The following is a 19,465-nucleotide window of genomic DNA, read 5'->3' on the forward strand; positions in this document are numbered from 1 at the left end:
TGCGGCGAGATCAGCGCGTGCTGAAACGCCGCTCGCGGGCCTTGTAGAGCTGCTCGCTGATCAGCTGCTTGAGCCTCGCCGGATCGTCGAACTCGAGCTGGACGGCGAACGGCACGATGGCGTCAGGCGCGCCGTCGCTGCCGGAGAGGCGCGCGAGGTCCTTCTCCGTCGTCACCATCGTGAGCTGCTCGCGCTGCGCATCCGCGGCGAGCGCGGCGAGCTCGGCTGACGAAAACACGTGATGGTCGGCGAAGGACCGCGTGCTGATCACCTCGATGCCGCAGGCACGAAGGGTGCGGAAGAAGCGTTCGGGATCGCCGATGCCGGCGAAGGCCAGCACGCGCTTGCCGAACAGTTGCGCGAGCGAGGCCGCATCCGGCTTTAGGCGCGCCCGCAGCACCGGCTTGCCACGCGCGGAGATCTCCGCCGCGACTTGGTCCGCGGCATGGCCGTCGCCGATCAGCACCAGCGCATCGGTGCGCGCGAGCTGCGGCTTAAGCGGCGCGCGCAGGGGACCGGCCGGAAACACCTTGCCATTGCCGAGGCCGCGTTCGCTGTCGATCACGATCAGCGAGGCATCCTTGAGCAGAAGCGGATTCTGGAAGCCGTCATCCATCAGGATCAATGTGGCGCCCTGCGACTTTGCCAGCGCGACGCCGTCGATGCGATCGCGCGCCACCGCAACCTTGACATCGCGCGCCATCATCAGCGGCTCGTCGCCGACATCGGACGCGGTGTGACGTTCGCGGTCGACCATGACCGGGCCGCGCAGGCGCCCGCCATAGCCGCGGCTGAGCACGATCGGGGTCTCGCCGAGCTCGCGCAGCAGCTTGGTCAGCGCCAGCACGGTCGGCGTCTTGCCGGCGCCGCCGACATGGTAATTGCCGACGCAGAGCACGGGGATGCCGGCGTCAAAGCCCTTGCGCGCCATGCGGCGCGCGGTGATGGCGCCATAGATCGCGCCCAGCGGACTGAGCAGGAGCGACGTCGGAGAGCGCGGCCGGTACCAGAAGGCCGGCTCACGCATTGGCGGCTCCCATCTCGATGCGAAGCTGCATCAGATACGGCTCGAGTGCCGCCATGGTGCGATCGAGCGCGCCGCCGAGCTCCTCGACCACGCCGGCGCCCGCGCGCTGCATCTTGTCGCGCACGACGGGATCGGCGAGCAGCAGACCGAGCTGCTTGACCAGCGTCTCCTGCGTGTCGGCCACGCGCGCCCCGCCGCTTTGATCGAGCGCCTGATAGACGTCGGAGAAGTTGAAGACGTTCGGACCATGGACGATGGCGGCCCCTAGCTTGATCGCCTCGATCGGATTCTGGCCGCCATGGCGGATCAGCGAGCCGCCCATGAACACGATGGGCGAGAGACGGTAGAACAGGCCGAGCTCGCCCATCGTGTCGGCGATATAGATGTCGGTCGTCGCCGCCGGCAGCTCGTCGCGCGAGCGCAAGGCCGGCTTCAGGCCGGACGCCGTAATCATCCCTGCGATCGCGGAGCCGCGATCCGGATGCCGCGGCACGATCACGGTCAGAAGCTGCGGGAAGATGCCGACGAGGCTGCGATGCGCCGCGACCAGCATCTCGTCCTCGCCCGGATGGGTCGAGGCCGCGACGATGATCGGCCGTCCCCGCGTCATCGTCATCAGCCGTTCGAGCTTGGCCGGATCGGCCGGCGGCGCCGGCACGTCGAGCTTGAGATTGCCCGTGGTGACGACATCGCGGCCGCCGAGCGTGGCGAAGCGTTCGGCGTCGGTCCTGGACTGCGCCAGACAAATGTCGAAGCGCGACAGCAGCGCCGAGATGGTGCCGTGCATCCGCCGCCAGCGCGGGAAGGAACGCGGCGACATCCGCCCGTTGATCAGCACCATCGGCACCCGGCGCGCCGCGCCCGCGAGAATCAGGTTCGGCCACAGATCGGATTCGATGAACAGCGCCAGCGACGGCTTCCAGTGATCGAGGAAGCGCGCGACGTAGCGCGGGGAATCATACGGCACGTATTGATGGATGACGTCGGGCGGAAAGCGTTTTGCGACCACGGCCGCCGAGGTGACCGTGCCCGAGGTGAGCAGGATGCGCAAATTGAGTTCGCGCAGGCGCTCGATCAGCGCCGCGGCCGCCAGCACCTCGCCGACGCTGGCGCCGTGGATCCAGACCAGCGGGCCGTGCGGCCGCACGTCCTGGGACAGGCCCCGCCGCTCGCCGACGCGGGCGGGGTCTTCCTTGCCCTGCTTGAGCCGCCGCTTAATCAGCGCCGGCGCGAGCGGCACGAGGCCTTTGGCGAGGCGCCGGTACATCCGCAGCGTCATTGGCAGGGACTTCGGCAGCGAATTGGGCAGCGAGCTAGCCATCGGCCGGCCCCGGACGTCCGAGCTGCGCATAGGCGCGGCGCGTGGCTTCGTTCAGCGTCTCTTCCAGCTCCAGCCGCAGCGTTTCCATCATGGCGGCATCGGCATCGGCGGGAACGTGGATTTCCTTGATGCCGACCAGGGCGCCCCGCCCGAACGGCAGGTTGATGGTGGTACGGTCCCAGTTCTTGAGCCTGATGAAGCGACTGGTCGCCATCGCGAAAGGCATGATCGGCCGCCCCGATTCCCGTGCCAGCATGATGATGCCGAGCCCGGCCACGCGCGCGCGCTTGGGGACATCGGCGGTCAACGCGACATTACAACCGTCCTGGAGCGTACGCACCATCTCCTTGAAGGCGCCGACGCCACCTTTGCGGTGGAAAGCGCCGCCATGGTCACCGGAACCTCTGATGGTGCCGATGCCAAGCCGCTCCACTGCGATCGCGTTGAACTCGCCGTCGCGATGGCGCGAGATCAGGACCTTGGCGCGGTAGGAGTCCTTGTTCTTGATGAACGGCGTGAGGAAATGCTGGCCGTGCCAGAAGGCGAAGATGGCGGGGATCTGCGGCTCGACGCGTTCATAGACGTCGGGCGGATCGAAGGTGAATTTGTTGGTCCGCCAGACCAGGCGCAGATATTCGGCCGCCAGAACCCCGACGGCACGCTGAAACCAGCTGCTTCGCAGCGTATTGCGAAGCAGTTTTTTCAACGCGCCGGTTCTTGATTCGGGTCGAGCAGCCGGTGGAGATGGACGATGAAATAGCGCATCTGCGCATTGTCGACCGTGCTCTGCGCCTTGGCGCGCCAGGCGGCGTGCGCCGTCGCATAATTCGGGTACAGGCCGACGATCTCGACGTCGTCGAGATTCTTGAAGACGTTTTGCTCGAGATCGACGAGCTCGCCGCCGATCACGAGATGAAGCAGTTGCTGCGGGGCACTATCTGGCATGAGTTCTGTTCCTAACGGGCTGCCCGGCAAAGCAGTGGTCGACAAGCACGCCGACAAGCGCTTCAGGGCAAGGGACGGTTTCGAAAATGCGCGACAATGCTCGCATGACGATCGCGTCCCGCTGCCACCAGCACCCCGTGCGTCACTTCCCGACGATTATAAAGGATGGGATCTCCGGAGAGGTCGCTCATCCTACCATCCGCTTCCTGCACGATCAAATCGGCCGCCGCAAGGTCCCAATCATGGCTGTTGCCCCCCGCAAAGGCCGCATCCAGCCCGCCATGGGCGACCCGGCACAGGCGGAGCGCCAGCGAGCCGATTCGCGGATGCAGCTTGATCTCGCCCAGCGACGGCTTCAGCCGCTCGACCAGCGGCTTGGGGCCGGCAACGCGCGAGAAATCGAGCGCGGCTCCTTGCGTCGCCTGGACCGGGACGTCGTTGAGCAGCGTGCCCCGACCGCGGACGGCGAAGAAGAACTCGTTGGTGACAGGCGCGAACACCGCGGCAAGCACGGGCGAGCCATCCTCGACCAGCGCCACGCTGACGCACCAATCGTCATGGCCACCGAGATAGTTGCGCGTGCCGTCGATGGGATCGACCACCCAGGTGAGCCGCCGCGACAACCGCGTGGAATCGTCGGCGCTCTCCTCCGACAGCCAGCCATAATCCGGCGTGGCACCGCGCAGGCGTGCCTCGAGGAGATCGTTGACGGCAATGTCGGCCTCGGAGACCGGCGAGGATGCGCCCTTGGTCCACTTCTTCAACTCGGTGCGGAACATCGACTGCGCCAATGCGCCCGCCTCCCGCACCGTGTCTTGCAGCAGCGCTGCGTCGCGCATCAGAACGTTTGCGTCGGAAAAGTCAGCGTCCGCCAAGCGTCAAACCCTCGATGCGCACCGTCGGCGCATTGATACCGTAGCGGAACTCCAGATTGTTGGCCGGCTGCATCGATTTGAAGATCTCGAACAGATGGCCGGCGATCGTCACCTCGCTGACGGGATAGGTGAGCTCGCCATTCTCGATCCAGAAGCCGGAGGCGCCGCGGCTGTAGTCGCCGGTGACGCCATTGACGCCCGAGCCGATCAAATCGGTGACGTAGAATCCCTGGCTGATGTCGGCGATCAGCTCGGCCGGGCTCGGCGTGCCGGGCTCGAGATGCAGATTATACGGCCCGGGCGACGGCGAGGACGAAACGCCGCGATGCGCGTGGCCGGTGGTGGTGAGACCGAGCTCGCGCGCGGTAGCGCAGTCGAGAAGCCAGGTCGTCAGCACGCCTTCATCGACCAGCGCGGTGCGTTTCACCGCAACGCCCTCGGCGTCGAAGGTCTGCGACCGCAGCCCGCGCTTGCGCAGGGGATCGTCGACGATGCGGATGTTCCTGGCGAACAGCTGCTGGCCGAGCCTGTCCTTGAGGAAGCTGGTCTTGCGCGCGATCGAGGCGCCGTTGATCGCGCCGACGAGATGGCCGACCAGCGAGCCCGCGACGCGCGGGTCGAACACGACAGGCACCTTGCAGGTCTCGACCTTGCGCGGATTGTAGCGCGCCACCGTGCGCTCGCCGGCGGATCGGCCGACCGCTTGTGGCGACAGCAGATCGGCGCCGTGCGGCGCCGAGGTGAAGTCGTAGTCGCGCTCCATGCTGGTGCCTTCGCCGGCGATTGCGGTCGCCGAGATGCCCTGGCTGGAGCGCAGGTACGAGCCATGGAAACCTGTCGAGGTGACGAGCACCATGCCGCCGATGCCTGATGAAGCCGAGGCACCGCCGGATTTGGATACGCCCTTCACCGCAAGCGCAGCAGCCTCGGCTTCCAGCGCGCGGCGCTCGAGCTCGGCCGTTGCGGGCACGTTGGGATCGAGAAGATCGAGATCGGGGAAATCGCGCGCGAGCAGCGCGGGATCGGCAAGGCCGACATATTTGTCGGATGGAGCGACGCGTGCCATTGCAACGGCGCGTTCGGCAAGCTTGGTCACGGCATCGCCGCTGACATCGTTGGTCGAGACCACGGCCTGACGCTGGCCGACCAAGACGCGCAGGCCGACGTCATCGCCCTCGGACCGTTCGGATTCCTCGACGCGGCCGTCGCGCACTTCGACACCTTGCGAGATGCCGCGCACCGCGACCGCATCGGCCGCATCCGCGCCCGCGCGCTTCGCCGCCTCGACCAGACGCTGAGCGAGATCCGAGAGCGCGGACTGATCGAACAGGTCGCGGTTGGCTTTGGACGAATCCTGGGGCGAAAGCGTCGAGCTTGGTGAAGGGTTCACAAACGAAATCCTGTTGGGACGCGGGAGGTCTCGGGGCGACCTTGGGCCCTGCACACCAGATGTGCCCAAATGGTGCGGACTTCAAGCGTTTTCAGCCCGCAAAAGGCTCAGATTCGCGAGACCGGCGCAACGTCTCGTCAATCATGCGCGCCAAGGTCTTGTCAATCATGCGGCCCGGTGACGCTGGGTTAACCAGCCTTTTTAAGCGGTTTCGGAAAGGTCTGCGCTAAGGTCCTCGCATCGACCGGGAACATAATCCTGGCGGGGAGAATGAAAGCCGTGAGGCGTCAAACATCAACATGCGGGGTCAACCCCGCCGGGTCGAGCCGCAGCCTGCGGCTCGACCCTCATTCCCTTCCGGTCCGCTTCGATGCGCATGATCCGCGCGCCGACGGCTACACGAGGCAAATCGAGCTTCATCGCGAACGCGTCGTGCTGCGCCGTGCCGTCCGCGGCATGCAGATGGCGATCAACGTGCGCGTCAGCGACTTCACCGGCGTCGCGCTGCGCGGCGCCGACGAGGCGCAGGCCCTCGTGCTGGTCCATCGCGATCCTTCCCTGTCCGTTCCGCTGCTGGTCGGTGCCGATGGCGACGAACTCACGCAAGCCTGGGCGATGTGGAGCGAGATCTTCGCGCTGCCGCAGCTCGACGAAGGCGCCCGCAAGCCCGCGGCCCGCCGCCGCCGCGCCAATGCGATCCGCGCCCGCCGTCCGAAATTCCTGATGCGCCGCCGCACCGCCATGACGCGCGAGCTGCCGGTCCATCGCGAAGAGCGCGAGATCATCGCAAGGAATTGAGCGGATTCCGTAGGGTGGGCAAAGCGAAGCGTGCCCACGTCTTTTATCAATCCTTGAGAGATGGTGGGCACGGCGCAAGAGCGCCTTTGCCAGCCTACGAGAGCTGCGAATTACGCCGCCCGCATCACCGCATCGGCCAGCAATCCCGCAAACAGCAGCGCACCGGCGTGCTTGTTCGAAAAGAACAGGCGTTTGCAAAGTTCGGGATCGTTGATCTTCAAGCGCAAGATCTGTGACGCCAAATGCGCGCCGAACGCGGCAAGGCCGATCCACGCCGGCCAGCGCGCATCGCCTGAGGCAAGCGCGACGCCGATCAGCATCACCGACAGCCCGTAGAACAGGATCAGCGCCTGGTGCGTGTGTGCGCCCAACAGGCGCGCGGTGGACTTGATGCCGATCAGCGCGTCATCATCGGCATCCTGATGCGCATAAATGGTGTCGTAGCCGATCACCCACGAAATCGCGCCGGCATAGAGCACGAGCGCGGTGACATCGATGCGTCCGAAAGTGACGGCAAAGCCCATCAGCGCGCCCCAGGAGAAGGCGAGCCCGAGCACGATCTGCGGCCACCAGGTGATGCGCTTCATGAAGGGATAGATCGCAACGATCAGAAGCGAGGCAATGCCGGTCAGGACCGCGAAGCGATTGAACTGGAGCAGCACAACGAGCCCGATCAGGGCCTGCGCAATCATGAAGGTCAGCGCCTGCTTCGTGGTCACCTGCCCCGACGGCAGCGGTCGCGAGCGGGTGCGCTCGACCTTGTCGTCGAGATCGCGATCGGTGATGTCGTTCCAGGTGCAGCCGGCACCGCGCATCACGAAGGCGCCGATGAAGAACAGCACGAGGGTGAGCGGCAGGCCGCGGACGTCATGTGCCATGCCGCTGGCGAGCGCGGCCGACCACCAGCACGGCATCAACAGCAGCCAGGAGCCGATCGGCCGGTCGAAGCGGGACAGGCGCAGATATGGCCGGGCCCATTGCGGCGCGAGCGTATCGACCCAGTTGCCGGTGGAGTCGGCAACACGGGCTGATGTGTCACTCATCGGGTGAGGACGTTGCCGTTGAGCGTGTCGAAGGTGCTGCCGCCCTTCTTGCCGGCATTGACTTCCGGCGCCGAGCCCGAACCCACCACTTCGCTGAGCGACGGACCGGCCGGACCGCGCGGCTGGTTCGCCATCTGCTGCGCGACGTTACAGACTTTCGTCTGCATGGCCTCGGTGTTCTTGTGACCGTCCTTCATCTGCGCGCCGATCTGCGGCGGGATTCCGCATTTGGCCGCGTTGGCCTCGACATACTTGATCATCTTGGACTCGGCCTGACCGAAGCTCCTGATCAGCTTGCAGGCTTCCTCAGGCGAGGCATGGCGGTCGCTCGCCGCCTTGATCAGCTTGCCGCGCTTCTCGGCCTCCTCGCGGAGCGGGATGAACGCCTTCATGCAATCCTCGCCGGGACCGGCTTGCGTCGGCGGAGCCGCGCTGAAAGCGCCGCCGCCTCCCCCAAGGGGCGCGGCGCCGTTGACCGGGAAGGAAGCCTGCGGCGCGACGCCGACGGAGGCAACCGGCGCCCGGCCGTTCACGGGCGGAAACGCAGAATCGGTTGCGGGCTGATTCGGCAGCGGTGCCGGGAACCCCTGGGCATGCGCACCCGCAGCACCCATGGCGACCATGGCGGCAGTAATCGGAACCATCAAACGACGGATTATCAAGATAATCTCTCCGGCAGGAGCTTACGGGGTTCGGCGTCTTCCAATTGGAGCGCAACCAGCGTGCGCGCGATTTTACGATTCCCGCCGAGCCTTAACAACCCGTTGAATAGGGCAAGAGCGCGGCGCGCCGAGGCAGCATTTCGGCAATATTTACCCCGAAATGGCTGCTTTCGGTTAAGAACGGCGGCAAATCGGACCTTTGACCAATGCCCTCCCACGATTTTCGCGCCGCCCGCCTGTTCGTCGATGCCCCCCTGGCCCAGGACGCCAGGATCGCCCTCGACCGCGACCAGAGCAATTATCTCGGCAATGTGCTGCGGCTTTCCGCGGGCGCCGAGGTGCTGGCCTTCAACGGCCGCGACGGCGAATGGCAGGCGGCCATTGAAGGCCGCAAGCGGCCGGATGGCCTCGTGATCTTGCAGCAGACCCGGCCCCAGGACCGCCTGCTCGACCTCGCCTATGTCTTCGCCCCGCTCAAGCATGCTCGGCTCGACTACATGGTCCAGAAGGCCATCGAGATGGGCGCTGCCAGCCTGCGGCCTGTCCTGACCCGGTTCACCCAGGCCTCCCGCGTCAACACCGAACGGATGCGCGCCAATGTGGTCGAGGCGGCCGAGCAATGCGGGATTCTAAGCATCGCCAGTGTCGCCGAACCGGTGCCGCTGGAGCGTTACCTCAGCCAGCGCCCTGCCGACCGCCTGCTGATCTTCTGCGATGAGGCGGCCGAGCTCGAAAACCCCGTCCAGAGCCTGCAAGCCGCGCGCGAGCCCGGACGAGGTATCGACGTCCTGATCGGACCCGAGGGCGGCTTTGCCGAGGAAGAACGGGCCCTGTTGCTGCGCCAACCGAAGATCCTGCGGCTGGCCCTCGGCCCCCGGATCATGCGGGCCGACACCGCCGCCGTGGCGGCGCTGGCGCTCGTGCAGGCCGTGCTGGGCGATTGGGGCGGGGCGTCGGCCTAGAGACAGATCGAGCTGGGTCAACCGATCGCGCCACGGTTTCCCAAACTCTCCCGCTTGCGGGGGAGGTCGGCGCGAAGCGCCGGGTGGGGGCTCTCTCTACTCGGGATTTCTTCCGTGGGCCTCTGGCGATCCCGACGCGGAGGCACCCCCACCCCAGCCCTCCCCCGCAAGCGGGAGAGGGAGCGCACCGGTTTCGCGGCCGCGCGCCGGCGCCCGGCATTGCCCCGCCGTTAAGCGATTGATCCTTTGGAGGTCGAAACCGGTTTCGGGCCATGCTAAGGGCTGCGCCAACTCGCTTCCCACCTACCCCTGCCCGGCCTGCCGGGACGATGGACCCGTTATGACCGCGACTGCCACCTCAAATGCTGCCGGCTCCACCGCCTGGGCGGATACGCTGCTGTTGTCGTTTGCGCAGGCCGGCTACGTCAGGGCCGAGCCGGCGATCCTGCAGCCGGCCGAGCCGTTCCTCGATCTGTCCGGCGAGGACATCCGCAAGAGCCTCTATCTCACGACCGACCTGTCCGGCGAGGAGCTCTGCCTGCGCCCCGACCTGACGATCCCGGTGGCACGCGACTACCTCGCTTCCGGCCGCGCCGGCCAGCCCGCCGGGTTCAGCTATTTGGGCCCCGTGTTTCGCTACCGCGGCGGGCAGCCGAGCGAATTCCTCCAGGCCGGCATCGAATCGTTCGGCCGGCAGGACCGCGCCGCCGCGGATGCCGAGATGCTGGCGCTGGCGCTGGAGGCGACGGCCGCCTTCGGCGTGCGCGACGTCGAGATCCGCACCGGCGATGTGGCGCTGTTCAATGCGCTGCTTGACGCCCTCAACCTCTACCCGGTCTGGCGCCGCCGCCTGGTCAAGGACTTCAACCGCAAGATCAGCCTGGAGCAGGATCTGGAGCGGCTGGCGGCTGCGACCACCGCGACCCGCAGCGAATACGAGGGCGTGCTGGCCGCGCTCGCCGGCTCGGACCGCAAGGCGGCGCTGGCCTTCGTCACCGATCTGATGTCGATCGCCGGGACCACCAATGTCGGCGGCCGGACCACGGCCGAGATCGCGGACCGCTTCCTCGAGCAGTCGACGCTGAAGGGCGGCGCGTTGCCGCGCGAAGCAATCGCGGTGCTGAAGCGCTTCCTGTCGATTACGGGCAATCCGGACGAGGCCGTCGCGGAGCTGCGTGCGCTCACCGCTGACGCCAAGCTCGATCTTGCCGGCGCGATCGACCAGTTCGAAAGCCGGGTCGGCTTCATGGCCGCGCGCGGCATCGAGGTGAAGACCACGCGCTTCTCGACCGCGTTCGGCCGCGGGCTCGACTACTACACCGGCTTCGAGTTCGAGCTGCATCACAGGGGCAATGGTGCCGAACCGCTGGTCGCCGGCGGCCGCTATGACGGGCTGATGACCCAGCTCGGATCGCCAACTCCGATTGCGGCCGTCGGCTTCTCGGTCTGGGTAGACGCGCTGACCAGGATCGGCCGAAAGGTGGGAGCTTAAGCCATGAGCGCGCCATTCGTTCTGGCCGTTCCCTCCAAGGGCCGCCTTCAGGAAAACGCCGAAGCCTTCTTCGCCCGCGCAGGACTCAAGCTGTCGAAGGCCGGCGGCGCTCGCGACTATCGCGGCACGATCGCGGGACTCGACAATGTCGAGGTCACCTATCTGTCGGCGAGCGAAATCGCCTCGCAACTGTCGCGTGGCTTCGCGCATCTCGGCGTCACCGGCGAAGACCTGGTGCGCGAGAACATCGCGGACGCCGACAAGCACGTCTCGCTGATCGACGGGCTCGGCTTCGGCTATGCCGACGTCGTGGTCGCGGTGCCGCAAGCCTGGATCGATGTCCGCACCATGGCTGACCTCGACGACGTCACCACCGGCTTCCGCGAGCAGCACCACATGCGGATGCGGGTCGCGACCAAGTTCGTCAACCTCACCCGCACCTTCTTCCAGACCCACGGCATCACCGATTACCGCATCGTCGAGAGCGCCGGTGCGACCGAGGGCGCGCCGGCGGCCGGCAGCGCCGAGCTGATCGTCGACATCACCACCACGGGCGCGACGCTCGCCGCCAACGGCTTGCGGGTGCTCGACGACGGCGTGATGCTGCGCAGCCAGGCCAATCTGGTGGCGTCAAAGCACGCCGACTGGTCGCCGCAGGCCCTCGAGACCGCGCGCGTCATCCTCGACCACATCGCGGCACGCGCGCGCGCCAACAAATACCGCGAGGTCCGGACCCGCTTCCGGCAATGCGACGCCGCCCTTCTCGGCGAGGCCCATAGCCGGTTCGGCGTCGAAGCTCCGTTCGGCGGGCCGACCTCATCGGGTATGCTGACGCTGCACTGCCCGCCAGGGCAGCTCTATGCGCTGGCGAGCTTCCTGCGCGAACATGGCGCCGAGACCGTCTCGGTGGTCTCGCTCGACTACGTGTTCGACCGGGAGAACCCGCTGTTCGCCAAGCTCGAGGCTTTCCTGCGGCGGTGAGTCTCATGTTCGTTCAGCGTAGCGACAGCAAGCGGCAGCTACCATATGCTGTTGGATGACCTTGAACGCCTCTGGAACCTTGATCGATGACGCTGGGCTCTGACGTTTCCGCCCTGACCACCACCGCAGCGAATGCCGCTGCGAAGGGGCTGTCGATTGTCGTCCCCGTCTACAACGAGGCGGCAGGCCTCGCCGCCCTGCACCAGCGCATCTGCGATCTCGCCAAGACCTTGCGGCAGCGCTATCGGCTCGCCTGCGAGGTCGTCTATGTCGACGACGGCAGCGCGGACGCGACGCTGTCGATCGCACGCAGCCTGCCGGCCGACGCGATCGACGTTCAGGTGGTGTCGCTGTCGCGCAATTTCGGCAAGGAGGCCGCCCTGATGGCCGGCCTCGATCACGCCCGCCTCGGCGCGGTCATGTTCATGGACGGCGACGGCCAGCATCCGCCTGCGCTGATCGAGCAGCTGGTGCGTCACTGGATCGATGACGGCTATGACGTCGTCTATACCGCCAAGGCTCATCGCGACAACGAGACGTTCCTGCGCCGGGTCGCCGTGCACGGCTTCTACGCGTTGATCAACTGGGGCGCCCGCCAGAAGATTCCGGAAGATGCCGGCGACTTCCGCCTGCTCTCGCCGCGCGCGGTGACGGCGCTGCGGCAACTCCCGGAGCGCAACCGTTTCTTCAAGGGCCTCGCCAGCTGGATCGGCTTCCGCCAGATCCGCGTCGATTACGAGCCTGCGGCGCGCGCCCATGGCGTCACCACCTTCAATGCTGCGCGTCTGCTCGGCCTCTCGATCGAGGGCCTCACGTCGTTCTCGGTGGCGCCGCTGCGCTTCGCCAGCCTGCTCGGAGTCGCGCTCGCCGGAGTCGCCTTCCTGTTCGGCCTCTCCATCCTCTGGGAAGTTTTCACCACAGGAAAGCAGGTCCCTGGCTATCCCTCGCTCGTGGTCGGCCTGATGACGATCGGCGGCGTGCAGCTCATCATGATCGGCATCGTCGGCGAATATATCGGCAAGATCCTCTCGGAGCTGAAGGCGCGTCCGATCTACTTCGTCGCCGAGCACAGCGAAAAGCATTTTGACGCCGACACCGCCGGCGACGCATCCAACAGGACCGCGGCCGAATGAGCGCGGCCGCGAGCCTGCGGCGGATCTGGCTCTGCGCCGACGATTACGGCATCAGCCCCGGGGTCAACCGCGCCATCCGCGACCTGATCGAGCGCGGCCGCCTCAACGCCACCTCGGTGATGATGGTCGGCCCCGCGATCGAGCGCGGCGAGATCGAGGCGCTTCAGGCAGCAGTGAAGGCGAGCCCGCGCTGCGCGATTGGACTGCACGTGACGCTGTCGGCCCCGTTCCGCCCGCTCACCATGCATTTCCGTCCGCTCGACGGCGACATGTTCATGGCCTTTCCAAAACTGTTGCGCGCCGGCTTGATGCGGCGGCTCGACAGCGAGTTCTTCCGCAACGAGGTGAGAGCGCAGCTCGTGGCCTTCGGGGAAGCCTTCGGCCGCGCACCCGACTTCGTCGACGGCCATCAGCACGTGCAGCTGTTTCCGCAGGTGCGCGACGGCTTCGTCGAGGCGGTCAGCGAGGCCGCGCCAAAGGCCTGGGTCCGCCAGGGCGGCCGCAACCTGCCGCTGGCACAGCGGCTGGCTTCGCCAAAAGCGATGGTGCTCGATGTCCTCAGCGCGCAATTCCGCCGCCGCGCAGCGCGCGCCGGTCTCGCATTCAATCCGGCCTTTGCCGGCGCCTATGATTTCACGCGCGCGGCCGATTTCGGCGAGCTGATGCGGCAATTCATCGAAGGCCTTCCAGAGGGCGGCCTGGTGATGTGCCATCCCGGCTTCGTCGACGAGGTCCTGACCGGTCTCGACCCGATGACTGACGTCCGCGAGCGCGAGCACGCCTATCTCGCCAGCGACGCCTTTGCGCGGCTTCTCGCGACCAGCCATGTGACATTGGCATGAAACCGGTGAAAGCCGCCCCACCGGCCAGTCTGTCGCATACCGAAATTTAATCCGGCCGCCACTGTTGGGGCCACAATGGAACCCTACATCCCGCTTGCGCTTGTTTCGCGCGAGGGAGACAGACCATGACGCCGCAGGAACGCCAGCTCGTCGACGATCTTTTCGACCGGCTTTCGAAACTGGAAAATGCACCGCGCGATCCCGACGCGATCGCCGCGATTTCGGACGGTTTGCGCAAGGCGCCGGGCGCCGTCTACGCGCTGGTGCAGACCACGCTGCTGCAGGACGAAGCACTGAAGCGCGCCCACAACCGCATCCAGGAGCTGGAAGCGGCGCAGGCGCCCGAGAAAGCCCAGTCCGGCGGCTTCCTCGACACCATGCGCGACACGCTGTTCGGCGGAAGCCAATCGCGCGGGTCGGTTCCGAACGTGCCGCCGCGTGAGCAGCGGCCGGTCTGGAACAGTGGCCAGGCGATGCAGCAGACCCAGCCGGGCTACGGCCAGCCGCCCTATGGTCAGGCCTACGGGCAAGGCCAGGGTTATGGACAAGGTTATGGCGCACCTCCGGTCGGCGGTGGCGGCTCGTTCCTGGGTACGGCGGCAGCCGCGGCGGCCGGCGTGGTCGGCGGATCGCTGCTGCTCTCCAGCATCCGCGGCATGATGGGCGGCGGCTCGCATCAGGCTTTCGGCGACACCACCATCATCGAGGAGCGCGGCGGCGGCAGCCCTTGGGGCGGTGACCAGTCGAACAGCTCGCTCGCCCGCGATGCCGGCGTCGACGACATCGGCTCGAATCGCGACTCGCGCCAGAGCTTCTTCGATCAAGGCTCGAACGATCGCGACGACAACGATCAGGACTACGACAACAACGACAACGGCAATACGGACATGGCCGACGACAGCGACTTCGGCGGCGGAGATGACGGCGGCAGCGATTTCGCGTGAGGCTGCTCGACAGTGCCAAACAAGAACGGCCGCCGATGAGGCGGCCGTTTCACGTCGAACATCAGACGATCACATCACCACGACCTTGGTGCCGACATTGACACGGCCGTAGAGGTCGATGACGTCTTCGTTGCGCATGCGGATGCAGCCGGAGGAGACGTTGGTGCCGATGGTCCAGGGCTCGTTCGAGCCGTGGATGCGATAGAGCGTGGAGCCGAGATACATCGCACGCGCACCCAGCGGGTTTTCCGGGCCGCCCTCCATGTGCCTGGGCAGATCGGGACGGCGCGCGATCATTTCCGCCGGCGGCGTCCAATCCGGCCATTCGCGCTTGGCCGTGATCGACTTCACGCCGCTCCAGGTGAAGCCCTCGCGACCTACGCCGATGCCGTAACGCAGCGCGCGGCCGTTGCCCTCGACGAGGTAGAGGAACTTGTTGGTGGAATCGACGACGATCGTGCCGGCGCTTTCCTTGCCGGTATAGTCGACAAGCTGTTTCTCGAATTTCGGATCGAACGGACGCTGCCGCGGATCGATCGCCTCCTGCTGATAGCCTGCACCTTGCTGATAGCCGCCCTGCATCTGCGGCTCGCCCATTGGCGGCAGGCGGCGCGGATCGGCGTAAGCCGGCTGCTGCTGGTAGATCGGCTGCTGCGGCGCATAGGCCGGGCCGCGCCCGGGGCCGTCGCCGAACAGGAATTCGATGAAGCCGCCGCCCATATTGCCGTTGGAAGCCACGCGCACCGGGGCCGGAGCGACCTGCGGCTGATAGAGCACCGCGGGCGGATCGTTCGGAACGGTATTGTCGAATGCGCTGGCGCTGGGAGCGCCGACAATGAAGGCGCATGCGCTGCCGAGCAGCGCGACAGACATTTTCTTGAACATCGACGTACTCTGTACTGTTTCGTCTAGTTGCATTCGCCGCCGGACGCGCTGGCTGAATGTTCGCGCCCTCGACGTGGTCAATAAAGAGCAAACTCGGTTTCGTTTGGTAAACGGATCGGGCATTTCGATTCACCACGTCGCGAGCGGCGGCCCAATTCGGCGATCAGCGTTTATTTTCGGTGAAGGCGCGCGCCGCATGGTTAATCGCCCGTTTGCACGCCCTCGCGCGCGGCCGTTTCTCAGTTCCGGCTGTGAACCTCGTGTTAAAGTGCTTCTGCCTACAAAGACCCGTGAATGAGGTGGGGGGGAGTATCCTGATGGCTGTTCACCGCAAACGTTTTCGTGTCGAGGATATCGCCGGCGGCGAGATGCCCATTCTTGACGTGACTGAAGAGGCAGGTCCGATGCACAGCGAGATCATGGCAGAGCTACGCGCGATCCGCGCACAGATGGCGAAGGGCACGGCCCCGCTGTCCGGCAGCGCAGCGATGGCCGCGATCGACGCCTCCACGGCCCACGAGCTTTCCGAAGCACGCACGATGCTCGATACCTATCGGGCCCAGATCGAGCAGTGCGAGAAGCTGAAGGTCGAACTCGACCTCATCCACGACGCCATCGACCGCACCAAGCGCGAGATCGCGACCCTGCACGGCAAGAGCTTCGACGGCGGCGAGATGGCCAAGGTCAATGGCGAGCTCGGCGCGGTGGTCGGCGGCACCGAACAGGCGACCCAGCAGATCCTCGAAGCCGCGGAGTCGATCGACCAGGCCGCGAGCGCGATGTCCAAGGTGGACTCGGTGGATCAGCAGAAGCGGCTCGCCGACGACATTCAGGAACGCGTCATCTCGATCTTCGAGGCCTGCAACTTCCAGGACCTGACCGGTCAGCGCATCAGCAAGGTCATGACCACGATGAAGTTCATCGAGCAGCACATCAACGCGATGATGGAGATCTGGGGCGGCGTCGACGCGATCAAGGCTCACGTGCCGGCGCCGGTCGACAACCGCAGCGAAGACGAGAAGCTCCTCAACGGCCCGAAGCTCGCCGGCGATGCCGGCCACGCCTCGCAGGACGACATCGACGCGCTGTTCGACTGAGAGAGCGCGAATACGGACAAAGCAAAACGCCGGCCTTGGGGCCGGCGTTTTGTTTTGGCGTCATTGCGAGAAGCGAAGCGACGTCCAGGCAACCTCCGCGGAAACGGTCTGGATTGCTTCGCTACGCTCGCAATGACGAGTGGTTGGAGCGAAACCCGCCTCACGCCCGCGGGGCGCAGCGGACATACACCATGTTGCCGTACCGCGTGGCGGCGTCCTTGTCGACGAAGCGGGTGATCATGACGCGGCCGTCGAAGGAGACGATCTCGCGGTCCTGCTCGCCCGGCGTCGGGCCGGGTGGACCGATATAGTTCTTGCCGCTCGGCGAGCCCTTCAGGCGCAGTTCCTGCGGCGTGGCCTGGTCGGCCAGATGCATGATCACGCCGCCGGAGGAACCGGCGCCGATCACGTAGGGATTCTTGCACTGGGCCCGCGCAGCCGCCTCGGTGCGGGCGCGGTCGGCCGGGTTCTGGAACGAGGCAAGGCCCCAGCGGCCGACGATCTCGTCGGCGCGGATCGAGGCCGGCATTTCCGGCGCAGTGCCGGGCTCGGCCTCCGGCGCCGGCTGGGACGACGAAAAGGACGGCAGGCTCATGCCGCCGCCGCAGGCACCCAGCAGCAGCGCCAGGCAAGAGGCCGCCGCCAGATTGGCGACCGTGCGCGCGTGAGCTGAACTGATCATGGCATTCCCCCGAACAAGACCACGGCCGCACCCCACCCGCAGCCAAGCGCAAAACCGCTGCCGGAGCAATGACGTCCTTTGATACGCCGGCGCCCCGAACAAGTTTCCAATGCCACCATCCTATATCCGCCTCACCAATCGCTTAACCACCTTTGCTTGACAGGATCGCAGCCAAGCCATATCCCCTGCGCACTATTAGCACTCGGAAAGACCGATTGCTAAGCGCGCCGTTTGCCCTTCGGGAAGAGGGGGAACGGGAGCGCTGCCCTCATCCACTTCCGCTGCTTTCGGAAAAGCGAGCCTCCAAAGGGAAACGTCATGGCTAAGTCCAAATTTCGTCCGCTGCATGACCGTGTCGTGGTCAAACGTATCGACGCCGAAGAAAAGACCAAGGGCGGCATCATCATCCCCGACACCGCCAAGGAAAAGCCGTCCCAGGGCGAAGTCGTCGCCGTCGGCCCCGGCGGCCGCGACGAGGCCGGCAAGCTGATTCCGATCGACCTCAAGGTCGGCGACCGCGTGCTGTTCGGCAAGTGGTCGGGCACCGAGGTCAAGATCGACAACGAAGAGCTCCTGATCATGAAGGAGTCGGACATCATGGGCGTGATGGCCTAGGGTCATCCGCCTGAACGGCCGCTGAATACCATGCCCGGATCATCAGGTCCGGGCATCCATCATTCCGCCGCACGATAGCAATTACGACACATCACGACACAACAGGGATTGCAGACCATGGCTGCCAAGGACGTCAAGTTTTCCGGAGACGCGCGCGATCGCATGCTGCGCGGCGTCGACATTCTCGCCAACGCCGTCAAGGTGACGCTCGGACCGAAGGGCCGCAACGTCGTCATCGAGAAGTCGTTCGGCGCGCCGCGCATCACCAAGGACGGCGTCACCGTCGCCAAGGAGATCGAGCTCGAGGACAAGTTCGAGAACATGGGCGCCCAGATGGTGCGTGAGGTCGCCTCCAAGACCAACGACCTCGCCGGCGACGGCACCACCACCGCGACCGTGCTGGCGCAGGCCATCGTGCGCGAAGGCGCCAAGGCGGTTGCCGCCGGCATGAATCCGATGGACCTCAAGCGCGGCATCGACACTGCGGTTGCCGCCGTCATCAAGGACATCGAGAAGCGCGCCAAGCCGGTCGCCGCCTCCTCCGAGGTCGCCCAGGTCGGCACCATCTCGGCCAACGGCGATGCCGCCATCGGCAAGATGATCGCCCAGGCGATGCAGAAGGTCGGCAACGAGGGCGTCATCACCGTCGAGGAGAACAAGTCGCTCGAAACCGAGGTCGACATCGTCGAGGGCATGAAGTTCGACCGTGGCTATCTCAGCCCGTACTTCGTTACCAACCCCGAGAAAATGACCGCCGAGCTCGAGGACGCCTACATCCTCCTGCACGAGAAGAAGCTCTCCGGCCTGCAGGCCATGCTGCCGGTGCTCGAAGCCGTGGTGCAGTCGGGCAAGCCGCTCGTCATCATCGCCGAGGACGTCGAGGGTGAGGCGCTCGCCACCCTGGTCGTCAACCGCCTGCGTGGCGGCCTCAAGGTCGCCGCTGTCAAGGCACCGGGCTTCGGCGATCGCCGCAAGGCCATGCTCGAGGACCTCGCGATCCTGACCGGTGGTCAGCTGATCTCCGAAGACCTCGGCATGAAGCTCGAGAACGTCACGGTGAAGATGCTCGGCCGCGCCAAGAAGGTGGTGATCGACAAGGAGAACACCACGATCGTCAACGGCGCCGGCAAGAAGCCCGACATCGAGGCCCGCGTCGGCCAGATCAAGGCCCAGATCGAGGAGACCACCTCGGATTACGACCGCGAGAAGCTGCAGGAGCGTCTGGCCAAGCTCGCCGGCGGCGTCGCGGTGATCCGTGTCGGCGGCGCGACCGAGATCGAGGTCAAGGAGAAGAAGGACCGCGTCGAGGACGCGCTCAACGCCACCCGCGCCGCGGTGCAGGAAGGCATCGTCCCCGGCGGCGGCGTCACGCTGCTGCGCGCCAAGAAGGCGGTCGGCCGTCTCACCAACGCCAACGCCGACGTGCAGGCCGGCATCAACATCGTGCTGAAGGCGCTGGAAGCTCCGATCCGACAGATCTCCGAGAACGCCGGCGTCGAGGGCTCGATCGTGGTCGGCAAGATCCTGGAGAACAAGTCCGAGACCTTCGGCTTCGACGCCCAGAGCGAGGACTATGTCGACATGATCGAGAAGGGCATCATCGATCCCGCCAAGGTGGTGCGCACCGCGCTTCAGGACGCCTCCTCCGTGGCCGGCCTGCTGGTGACCACCGAGGCGATGGTCGCCGAGATGCCGAAGAAGGAAGCCGCGCCCGCCATGCCGGCCGGCGGCGGCATGGGCGGCTTCTAAGCCCGTCCTCACCTGACGATGT

General features: G+C 66.1%; 20 protein-coding genes. 10 read left to right on the forward strand and 10 right to left on the reverse strand.

From position 1 onward, the window contains the following. Positions 1-10: 10 nt before the first annotated feature. From lpxK to X265_RS31790, 6 genes are all read right to left on the reverse strand, one after another. Positions 11-1,027 (reverse strand): tetraacyldisaccharide 4'-kinase, encoded by a 1,017-nt coding sequence (lpxK, locus tag X265_RS31765; RefSeq protein ID WP_128968399.1) that lies wholly within the window; start codon positions 1,025-1,027, stop codon positions 11-13. Then, complete coding sequence (locus X265_RS31770) at positions 1,020-2,378, reverse strand: 3-deoxy-D-manno-octulosonic acid transferase (RefSeq protein WP_128968400.1); 1,359 nt, start codon at positions 2,376-2,378, stop codon at positions 1,020-1,022. The genes lpxK and X265_RS31770 overlap by 8 nt, the downstream gene beginning before the upstream one ends. After that, entirely contained in the window at positions 2,341-3,054 is a 714-nt protein-coding gene (locus X265_RS31775) for a lysophospholipid acyltransferase family protein (RefSeq protein WP_128968401.1), read from the reverse strand. Before X265_RS31775 ends, X265_RS31770 begins: the two co-directional genes overlap by 38 nt. Next, positions 3,051-3,293: a DUF4170 domain-containing protein gene (locus X265_RS31780; protein ID WP_028134338.1), complete on the reverse strand. Its 243-nt coding sequence runs from the start codon at positions 3,291-3,293 to the stop codon at positions 3,051-3,053. Before X265_RS31780 ends, X265_RS31775 begins: the two co-directional genes overlap by 4 nt. Positions 3,294-3,355: 62 nt before the next feature. Next, on the reverse strand, positions 3,356-4,168 hold the full coding sequence (locus X265_RS31785; RefSeq protein WP_128968402.1) for a 3'(2'),5'-bisphosphate nucleotidase CysQ: 813 nt from the start codon (positions 4,166-4,168) through the stop codon (positions 3,356-3,358). Further along, the gene (locus tag X265_RS31790) at positions 4,155-5,558 is read right to left on the reverse strand and encodes a TldD/PmbA family protein (RefSeq protein ID WP_128968403.1); all 1,404 of its coding nucleotides are present in this window, start codon (positions 5,556-5,558) and stop codon (positions 4,155-4,157) included. The genes X265_RS31785 and X265_RS31790 overlap by 14 nt, the downstream gene beginning before the upstream one ends. Positions 5,559-5,837: 279 nt before the next feature. On the opposite strand from X265_RS31790, the gene X265_RS31795 reads away from it, so the two are divergent. Further along, the gene (locus X265_RS31795) at positions 5,838-6,356 is read left to right on the forward strand and encodes a DUF6101 family protein (RefSeq protein WP_128968404.1); all 519 of its coding nucleotides are present in this window, start codon (positions 5,838-5,840) and stop codon (positions 6,354-6,356) included. A 110-nt stretch (positions 6,357-6,466) separates the two neighbouring features. Here the strand turns inward: X265_RS31795 and ubiA are convergent, their stop codons facing one another. Both ubiA and X265_RS31805 read right to left on the reverse strand, forming a co-directional pair. Then, positions 6,467-7,399, reverse strand: coding sequence for a 4-hydroxybenzoate octaprenyltransferase (ubiA, locus tag X265_RS31800; protein WP_128968405.1), 933 nt, complete (start codon positions 7,397-7,399; stop codon positions 6,467-6,469). Beyond that, positions 7,396-8,058 carry a hypothetical protein gene (locus X265_RS31805; protein WP_128969484.1) on the reverse strand — a complete coding sequence of 221 codons (663 nt, stop codon included), beginning with the start codon at positions 8,056-8,058 and terminating at the stop codon, positions 7,396-7,398. Before X265_RS31805 ends, ubiA begins: the two co-directional genes overlap by 4 nt. A 209-nt stretch (positions 8,059-8,267) precedes the next feature. Between X265_RS31805 and X265_RS31810 the strand changes: the two genes are divergently transcribed. The 6 genes from X265_RS31810 (at position 8,268) to X265_RS31840 (ending at position 14,415) form a co-directional block, all read left to right on the forward strand. After that, positions 8,268-9,023: a 16S rRNA (uracil(1498)-N(3))-methyltransferase gene (locus X265_RS31810; RefSeq protein WP_128968406.1), complete on the forward strand. Its 756-nt coding sequence runs from the start codon at positions 8,268-8,270 to the stop codon at positions 9,021-9,023. A gap of 340 nt (positions 9,024-9,363) precedes the next feature. Beyond that, positions 9,364-10,515 carry an ATP phosphoribosyltransferase regulatory subunit gene (locus X265_RS31820; protein WP_128968407.1) on the forward strand — a complete coding sequence of 384 codons (1,152 nt, stop codon included), beginning with the start codon at positions 9,364-9,366 and terminating at the stop codon, positions 10,513-10,515. Positions 10,516-10,518: 3 nt separating this feature from the next. Then, a complete protein-coding gene (gene hisG, locus X265_RS31825) occupies positions 10,519-11,496 on the forward strand; it encodes an ATP phosphoribosyltransferase (protein WP_128968408.1) in 978 nt (325 codons plus the stop codon). A gap of 86 nt (positions 11,497-11,582) precedes the next feature. Beyond that, a complete protein-coding gene (locus tag X265_RS31830; protein ID WP_128968409.1) occupies positions 11,583-12,629 on the forward strand; it encodes a glycosyltransferase family 2 protein in 1,047 nt (348 codons plus the stop codon). Then, on the forward strand, positions 12,626-13,471 hold the full coding sequence (locus X265_RS31835; protein WP_128968410.1) for a ChbG/HpnK family deacetylase: 846 nt from the start codon (positions 12,626-12,628) through the stop codon (positions 13,469-13,471). Before X265_RS31830 ends, X265_RS31835 begins: the two co-directional genes overlap by 4 nt. Positions 13,472-13,596: 125 nt before the next feature. Continuing rightward, positions 13,597-14,415, forward strand: a complete 819-nt coding sequence (locus X265_RS31840; RefSeq protein ID WP_128968411.1) for a DUF2076 domain-containing protein — start codon at positions 13,597-13,599, stop codon at positions 14,413-14,415. Between the two features lie 69 nt (positions 14,416-14,484). Here the strand turns inward: X265_RS31840 and X265_RS31845 are convergent, their stop codons facing one another. After that, on the reverse strand, positions 14,485-15,300 hold the full coding sequence (locus X265_RS31845) for a L,D-transpeptidase (protein WP_128968412.1): 816 nt from the start codon (positions 15,298-15,300) through the stop codon (positions 14,485-14,487). A gap of 317 nt (positions 15,301-15,617) precedes the next feature. Between X265_RS31845 and X265_RS31850 the strand changes: the two genes are divergently transcribed. Then, positions 15,618-16,397 (forward strand): protein phosphatase CheZ, encoded by a 780-nt coding sequence (locus X265_RS31850; RefSeq protein WP_128968413.1) that lies wholly within the window; start codon positions 15,618-15,620, stop codon positions 16,395-16,397. Between the two features lie 160 nt (positions 16,398-16,557). On the opposite strand, the gene X265_RS31855 is transcribed toward X265_RS31850, so the two are convergent. Further along, complete coding sequence (locus X265_RS31855; protein ID WP_164938891.1) at positions 16,558-17,079, reverse strand: hypothetical protein; 522 nt, start codon at positions 17,077-17,079, stop codon at positions 16,558-16,560. 318 nt (positions 17,080-17,397) lie between these two features. On the opposite strand from X265_RS31855, the gene X265_RS31860 reads away from it, so the two are divergent. Both X265_RS31860 and groL read left to right on the forward strand, forming a co-directional pair. Further along, entirely contained in the window at positions 17,398-17,694 is a 297-nt protein-coding gene (locus X265_RS31860; RefSeq protein ID WP_014491914.1) for a co-chaperone GroES, read from the forward strand. A 117-nt stretch (positions 17,695-17,811) separates the two neighbouring features. Next, positions 17,812-19,443 carry a chaperonin GroEL gene (groL, locus tag X265_RS31865; protein WP_128968415.1) on the forward strand — a complete coding sequence of 544 codons (1,632 nt, stop codon included), beginning with the start codon at positions 17,812-17,814 and terminating at the stop codon, positions 19,441-19,443. Positions 19,444-19,465: the final 22 nt, after the last annotated feature.

The organism is Bradyrhizobium guangdongense (assembly GCF_004114975.1).
In the GTDB taxonomy this organism is placed as follows: domain Bacteria; phylum Pseudomonadota; class Alphaproteobacteria; order Rhizobiales; family Xanthobacteraceae; genus Bradyrhizobium; species Bradyrhizobium guangdongense.